This is a genomic window from Rhodovulum sp., from assembly GCF_011048875.1.
Classification (GTDB): Bacteria; Pseudomonadota; Alphaproteobacteria; order Rhodobacterales; family Rhodobacteraceae; genus Rhodovulum; species Rhodovulum tesquicola.
On the sequence record NZ_DSDD01000344.1, the window covers coordinates 1 to 5,898 of the forward strand.

The following is a 5,898-nucleotide window of genomic DNA, read 5'->3' on the forward strand; positions in this document are numbered from 1 at the left end:
CAGCATCGTGCCGGTGATCGTCAACTGCCGCTTCTGTCCGTTCAGGTTGGCGTGAAAGCTGTCGCCGGGCACGAAGCCGTTGGCCCGTGCGAATGGCCCGTTCACGGCAACCTCGTCGGTTGCTTCGGGGGCGGGCAGGCGGCCTGCGCGCAGAATCGGGATGTTGATCTGCGGCATCCCCCCGTTCGGCAGCGAGATCACCCGGCCCACCGCGGTCTGGGTCCGGCCGGGAATGTCCAGGATGACCGAGCCGACGACGCGGGTCTCGACGGTCGCCACGCCCGGGATCGCCGCGATCTCGGCTTCCAGCGGCGCGGGCGCGCGGCGGGTCTCGGAAAAGACATCGGCGAAACGGTTGCGCTCGTAATAGGCGGCGCGGGTGTCCTCCGGCGCGTTATACATCCCGAACGAGGTCAGGAAGATCGCGACCCCGCAGCCCAGCACCAGCGCGATCGCCAGCGCCTGCGCCCAGAGCCGGCGGAAGTCGCGCACGAGCTTGATATCCAGCGCCTGCAAGCCGCTCACCAGTCGATATCGTGGGGGGCAAGGCGGGTTTCGTTGGTCTCGGCCGGGACGATGCGCCCGTCCTGAAACCGCACGATCCGGTGCGCCATCCGCCGGATCGCGGCGTTATGGGTGATGATGATGGTGGTGGTGCCGAAGCGTTCGTTGATGTCCTTCAGCGCCTCAAGGACCTGCACGCCGGTCTTGCTGTCCAGCGCGCCGGTGGGTTCGTCGCAAAGCAGAACCTCGGGCCGCTTGGCGATGGCGCGCGCGATGGCGACGCGCTGCTGTTCGCCGCCCGACATTTCGGCCGGGAAATGGTCCAGCCGGTGCGACAGACCCACCAGCCCCAGCGCCTCGGCCGGGTCCATCGGGTCGCGCGCGACATCGGTCACAAGCTGGACATTCTCGCGCGCGCTCAGGGACGGCACGAGATGCAGAACTGGAAGACGAAGCCCACATGATCGCGGCGATAGCGCGTCAGCCCCCGCTCGCGCAGCGCGGTCAGTTCGATGTCCTTGAACCAGACCTTGCCCGCGCTGGCGTGGTCCAGCCCGCCCAGGATGTTCGGCAGCGTCGATTTCCCGCTGCCCGAAGGCCCGAGCAGAACCGCAAGCTTTCCGGCGAAGAGTTCAAGATCGACACCGGCCAGCGCATGAACCTTGGCGCCCCCGGTGTCGTAGACCTTGCTCAGGGCCTCCGTGCGAAAGATCGGACGGTCCATGATCGCCCCGTCGTTGGTCAATAAGACAGTCCTTGCCCCGTCTTTCGAGGGGCGGCGGGGTGGCTTGCGCCCTGTCCCCGGGCTAGGATGCCACCTGCGCGAACAAGCCCGGATCCCTCCGATGCCCAGTCTCCCCTTTCTTGTCTTCACCGATCTGGACGGCACGCTTCTGGATCACGAGGATTATTCCCATGACCCGGCCGAACCTGCGCTTGCACGGTTGCGGGCGGCGGGGGTGCCGGTGATCCTGGCCTCGTCCAAGACCGCGGGCGAGATCGCGCCGTTGCGCGCGGACCTTGGGTTGGCGGATCACCCCGCCATTGTCGAGAACGGCGCGGGCGTGCTGGAACCCGGCGCCGAGGCGCCCGAGGACCGCGGGCGCTATGACGAATTGCGTGCCGCGCTGGATCGACTGCCCGCCTCGCTGCGGGCGGCGTTCCGGGGCTTTGGTGACTGGGACGTGCCGATGATCGCCCGGCGCACCGGCCTGCCGCTGGCCGAGGCCGAGCTTGCCGCGCGGCGGCGGTTTTCCGAGCCGGGACTCTGGCGCGGATCGGAGGCGCAGAAGGCGGCGTTCCTCGGCGCGCTGGCCGCGCAAGGCGTGCAGGCGCGCGAGGGCGGGCGCTTTCTGACACTGTCCTTCGGCGGGACCAAGGCCAGCCGCATGGCCGAGATCGCCGCCCGCTATGGCCGCCCTTTCACGGTCGCGCTGGGCGATGCGCCCAATGATGTCGAGATGCTGGAAGCCGCCGATCTGGGGTTTGTCATCGCCAATCCGCACCGCCCGTCCCTGCCGCCGCTTTCGGGCGAGGCCGGGGGGCGGATCCTGCGGATCGACGCAGAAGGACCGAAAGGTTGGAACGCGGCGATGGAACGGGTTATCAAGGAGCGCGGCATCTGAGGCAGGAGGATCGGGCGCTTGGCGGATTTTCACCAGAATGGCAACGTGGCGACCCTGCACAACCTGCGGTTCGCCGCGCCGGATCTGCTGATCCACGAACTGACGAGCTTTGCCCAGACCCGCAAGATCAGCCTGATCCTGCCCTCGCTGTTCTCGGAACTTCAGGGCGACGCCCTTCCCGCCATCCTCGATGAACTGGCCGAGGTGCCCTATCTGCACCGCATCGTGATCGGGCTGGACCAGGCCGATGCCGACCAGTTCGCCCATGCCGTGAATTTCTTCGGTTGCTTGCCGCAGAACCATGTCGTGATCTGGCAGGACAGCCCGCGGATGAAGGCGATCCATGCCCGGCTTGATGCGCTGAACCTGAACCCCGGCGAGCCGGGCAAGGGGCGCAACGTGTGGTTCTGCATGGGCTATCTGATGGCCTGCAAGGACAGCGCGGTGATGGCGCTGCATGATTGCGATATCCTGACCTACAGGCGCGAGATGCTGGCCCGGCTGGTCTATCCGGTAGCGAACCCGAATTTTCCCTATCAACTGGCCAAGGGCTTCTACCCAAGGATCGGCAAGGGCAAGCTGAACGGACGGGTCAGCCGTCTGCTGGTCAGCCCGATCCTGATCGCGCTGAAAAAGACGATCGGCGACCGCGACTATCTCGATTACCTGCGTTCGTTCCGCTATCCGCTGTCGGGCGAATTCGCGATGCGCACCGCGCTCCTGCCCGATCTGCGCATCCCGTCCGACTGGGGTCTGGAAATCGGGGTGCTGTCCGAGGCCTGGCGCAACCTGGCGCCGGGATCCGTCTGCCAGGTCGAGATCGCCGACGGCTATGACCACAAGCACCAGCCGGTCTCGGCCGAGGACGCCAGTGCGGGACTGTCGCGGATGTCGGTCGATATCTGCAAGTCGATCTTCCGCAAACTGGCGGCAGACGGAACGGTGTTCTCCGAAGAGGTGTTCCGCACGCTCAAGGCGACCTATTATCGCTCGGCGCTGGATTTGCTGGATTGCTACTACAACGATGCGCGGATGAACGGGCTCAGCCTCGACCGGCATGGCGAGGAGAACATCATCGAGCTGTTTGCCCGCAACATCGTCGAGGCGGGCAATATCTTCCTGGAAAACCCCTCCGAGACGCCCTTCATCCCGACATGGAACAGGGTTCATGCGGCCGATCCCGACCTGATGTCGGACATGCTGTCGGCGGTGGCGGCGGATGCGGCGGAATTCGTCTAGGCGGTCGCAGCCGTGTGGGGGGCTGGCGATCCGGCTTGGGCATGCCTAGGTGACAAGAGAGGCTCAGCTGAAGGAGACCAGAGGACATGCAGTTCCAACTGAACACCGATTCCAACATCCATGGCGACGAGCGGTTGGCCGAGGTGGCCGAACAGATGGTCACGTCGGGTCTGGGGCATCTGACGGGCCGCTTGACGCGGGTCGAGGTGCATCTGGTCGATACCAACGGCGCCAAGGGCGGTCCCGACGACATCCGCTGCACCATCGAGGCGCGCCCCGAGGGGTTGCGACCGCATACGGTCACCCACAATGACGCCAATGTCGAGGCCGCCCTGCGCGGCGGTGCGCGCAAGATGCGGGCGCATCTCGAAAGCGAGTTCGGCAAGCTCGACCCGCGGCGCTGAGCCCGACGCCCCGCTCCGCGGCCGTTCCGGACCGGGGCTATTCCGCCGCGACGGGCTCGGGGCCGATCAGGCCGACAATGTCGAACATGATGCGGTTCAGTTCGAAATCCTTCGGCGTGTAGACCTTGGCCACGCCCATCGCTCGCAGGCGGCGGGCGTCGTCCTCGGGAATGATGCCGCCGACGACGACCGGGATATGCGTCAGGTCGTTTTCGCGCATCAGCTTCATCAGGCTATCCACCAGCGGGATATGGCTGCCCGACAGGATCGACAAGCCGACGATATCCACATTGCCCTCGCGGGCGGCGGCGACGATCTCGGCCGGGGTCAGGCGGATGCCCTCGTAATGGATGTCCATGCCGCAGTCGCGGGCGCGGGCGGCGATCTGTTCGGCGCCGTTCGAGTGCCCGTCGAGCCCGGGCTTGCCGACCAGAAGCCTGGGCCGACGGCCGAGGCGGGAGGCCACCGCATCGACGGCGGCGCGGATCTCGTCAAGCCCTTCGGTGCGGTTCGAGGGGTTCCTTGAAACGCCCGTCGGGCCGCGATACTGGCCGAAGACGGCGCGCATCACGTCGCCCCATTCGCCGGTGGTCACCCCTGCCTTCGCCGCCGCGATCGAGGGCGGCATGATGTTGGCGCCCGTCGACGCGGCCTCGCGCAGCGCCTTGAGCGCATGGGCAACGGCATCCGCGTCACGTTCGGCCCGCCAGGCGTTCAGGCGCGCGATCTGGTCGGCCTCGACCGCCGGATCGACCACCATGATTGCGTCCTCGCCCGCGGTCAGCGGCGAGGGTTCGCCCTGGGTCCAGCGGTTGACTCCGACAACGACCGTCTCGCCGGTCTCGACCCGGGCAATGCGGTCGGAATTGCTGTCGACAAGGCGCGACTTCATGTAGTCGATGGCCGCCACGGCGCCGCCCAGCGCGTCGATTTGGGCGAGTTCCGCGCGCGCATTGGCCTTGAGATCCTCGACCCGCGCGCTCACCGCGGGGTTGCCGTCGAACAGGTCCTCGTATTCCAGAAGGTCGGTTTCATAGGCCAGGATCTGCTGCATCCTGAGCGACCATTGCTGGTCCCAGGGCCGCGGCAGGCCCAGCGCCTCGTTCCAGGCGGGCAGTTGCACGGCGCGGGCCCGGGCCTTTTTCGACAGGGTGACCGCCAGCGCCTCGATCAGGATGCGATAGACGTTGTTTTCCGGCTGCTGTTCGGTCAGCCCGAGGCTGTTGACCTGCACGCCATAGCGGAAGCGGCGGTATTTCTCGTCCTCGACGCCATAGCGGTCGCGGCAGATCTCGTCCCACAGTTCCACGAAGGCGCGCATCTTGCACATCTCGGTGACGAAGCGGATCCCGGCATTCACGAAGAACGAGATGCGGCCCACCATGTCGGGGAAATGCTCCGGCGCGACCTTTGTCCGAAGATCGTCCAGCACCGCGGTCGCGGTCGCCAGCGCGAAGGCCAGTTCCTGTTCCGGCGTCGCGCCCGCCTCCTGCAGGTGGTAGGAGCAGACGTTCATCGGGTTCCACTTGGGCAGATGCTCGCGGGTATAGGCCGCGACATCGGTGATCATCCGCAGCGACGGTTTCGGCGGGCAGATATAGGTGCCGCGCGAAAGATACTCCTTGATGACGTCGTTCTGAACGGTGCCCTGCAGTTTCGAGATGTCGGCGCCCTGTTCCTCGGCCACCGCGATGTAAAGCGCGAGCAGCCAGGGCGCGGGCGCGTTGATCGTCATCGAGGTGTTCATCTGTTCCAGCGGGATGCCGTCGAACAACGTCCGCATGTCGCCCAGATGCGCCACCGGCACGCCGACCTTGCCGACCTCGCCGCGGGAAAGCTCGTGGTCGCTGTCATAGCCGGTCTGGGTAGGCAGGTCGAAGGCGACACTGAGGCCGGTCTGGCCCTTGGCAAGGTTGCTGCGGTAAAGCGCGTTCGATGCCTTGGCGGTGGAGTGGCCCGCATAGGTGCGGAACAGCCAGGGGCGGTCTTTCATCGTCTCGGTCATGGCGCGCCTCGGAGTCGGGTTGGCAAGAAAATTTCGCTTCCGCCGAGATAAGGGCAAGGATCTGGCGATGTCAATTCGCTGCGTCGCGGCAAGCCGCCCGCGGCGACGACATAAAATTACC

At 66.3% G+C, this 5,898-nt stretch carries 4 protein-coding genes and 2 pseudogenes; 3 read left to right on the forward strand and 3 right to left on the reverse strand.

The genetic code is table 11. From position 1 onward, the window contains the following. Both ENN83_RS12060 and ENN83_RS12065 read right to left on the reverse strand, forming a co-directional pair. Positions 1-525, reverse strand: a pseudogene (locus tag ENN83_RS12060) (ABC transporter permease); the annotation flags it as partial. Continuing rightward, positions 522-1,228: pseudogene (locus tag ENN83_RS12065) on the reverse strand (ABC transporter ATP-binding protein). The pseudogenes ENN83_RS12065 and ENN83_RS12060, both read right to left, overlap by 4 nt. A gap of 121 nt (positions 1,229-1,349) precedes the next feature. Here ENN83_RS12065 and ENN83_RS12070 point away from each other — a divergent pair. From ENN83_RS12070 to ENN83_RS12080, 3 genes are all read left to right on the forward strand, one after another. Continuing rightward, on the forward strand, positions 1,350-2,129 hold the full coding sequence (locus ENN83_RS12070) for an HAD-IIB family hydrolase (protein WP_287187349.1): 780 nt from the start codon (positions 1,350-1,352) through the stop codon (positions 2,127-2,129). 18 nt (positions 2,130-2,147) lie between these two features. Beyond that, positions 2,148-3,368, forward strand: a complete 1,221-nt coding sequence (locus tag ENN83_RS12075) for a glycosyl transferase (protein WP_287187351.1) — start codon at positions 2,148-2,150, stop codon at positions 3,366-3,368. Positions 3,369-3,454: 86 nt separating this feature from the next. Continuing rightward, positions 3,455-3,772, forward strand: a complete 318-nt coding sequence (locus tag ENN83_RS12080) for an HPF/RaiA family ribosome-associated protein (RefSeq protein WP_287187352.1) — start codon at positions 3,455-3,457, stop codon at positions 3,770-3,772. A gap of 37 nt (positions 3,773-3,809) precedes the next feature. Here the strand turns inward: ENN83_RS12080 and ENN83_RS12085 are convergent, their stop codons facing one another. After that, complete coding sequence (locus ENN83_RS12085; protein WP_287187354.1) at positions 3,810-5,777, reverse strand: protein meaA; 1,968 nt, start codon at positions 5,775-5,777, stop codon at positions 3,810-3,812. Between the last annotated feature and the right edge of the window lie 121 nt (positions 5,778-5,898).

Bases quoted from the DNA above. Each gene is read 5' to 3' on its own strand.
- ENN83_RS12070 (WP_287187349.1), top strand. From the start codon at position 1,350: ATGCCCAGTCTCCCCTTTCTTGTCTTCACCGATCTGGACGGCACGCTT.
- ENN83_RS12080 (WP_287187352.1), top strand. From the start codon at position 3,455: ATGCAGTTCCAACTGAACACCGATTCCAACATCCATGGCGACGAGCGG.
- ENN83_RS12085 (WP_287187354.1), bottom strand. From the start codon at position 5,777: ATGACCGAGACGATGAAAGACCGCCCCTGGCTGTTCCGCACCTATGCG.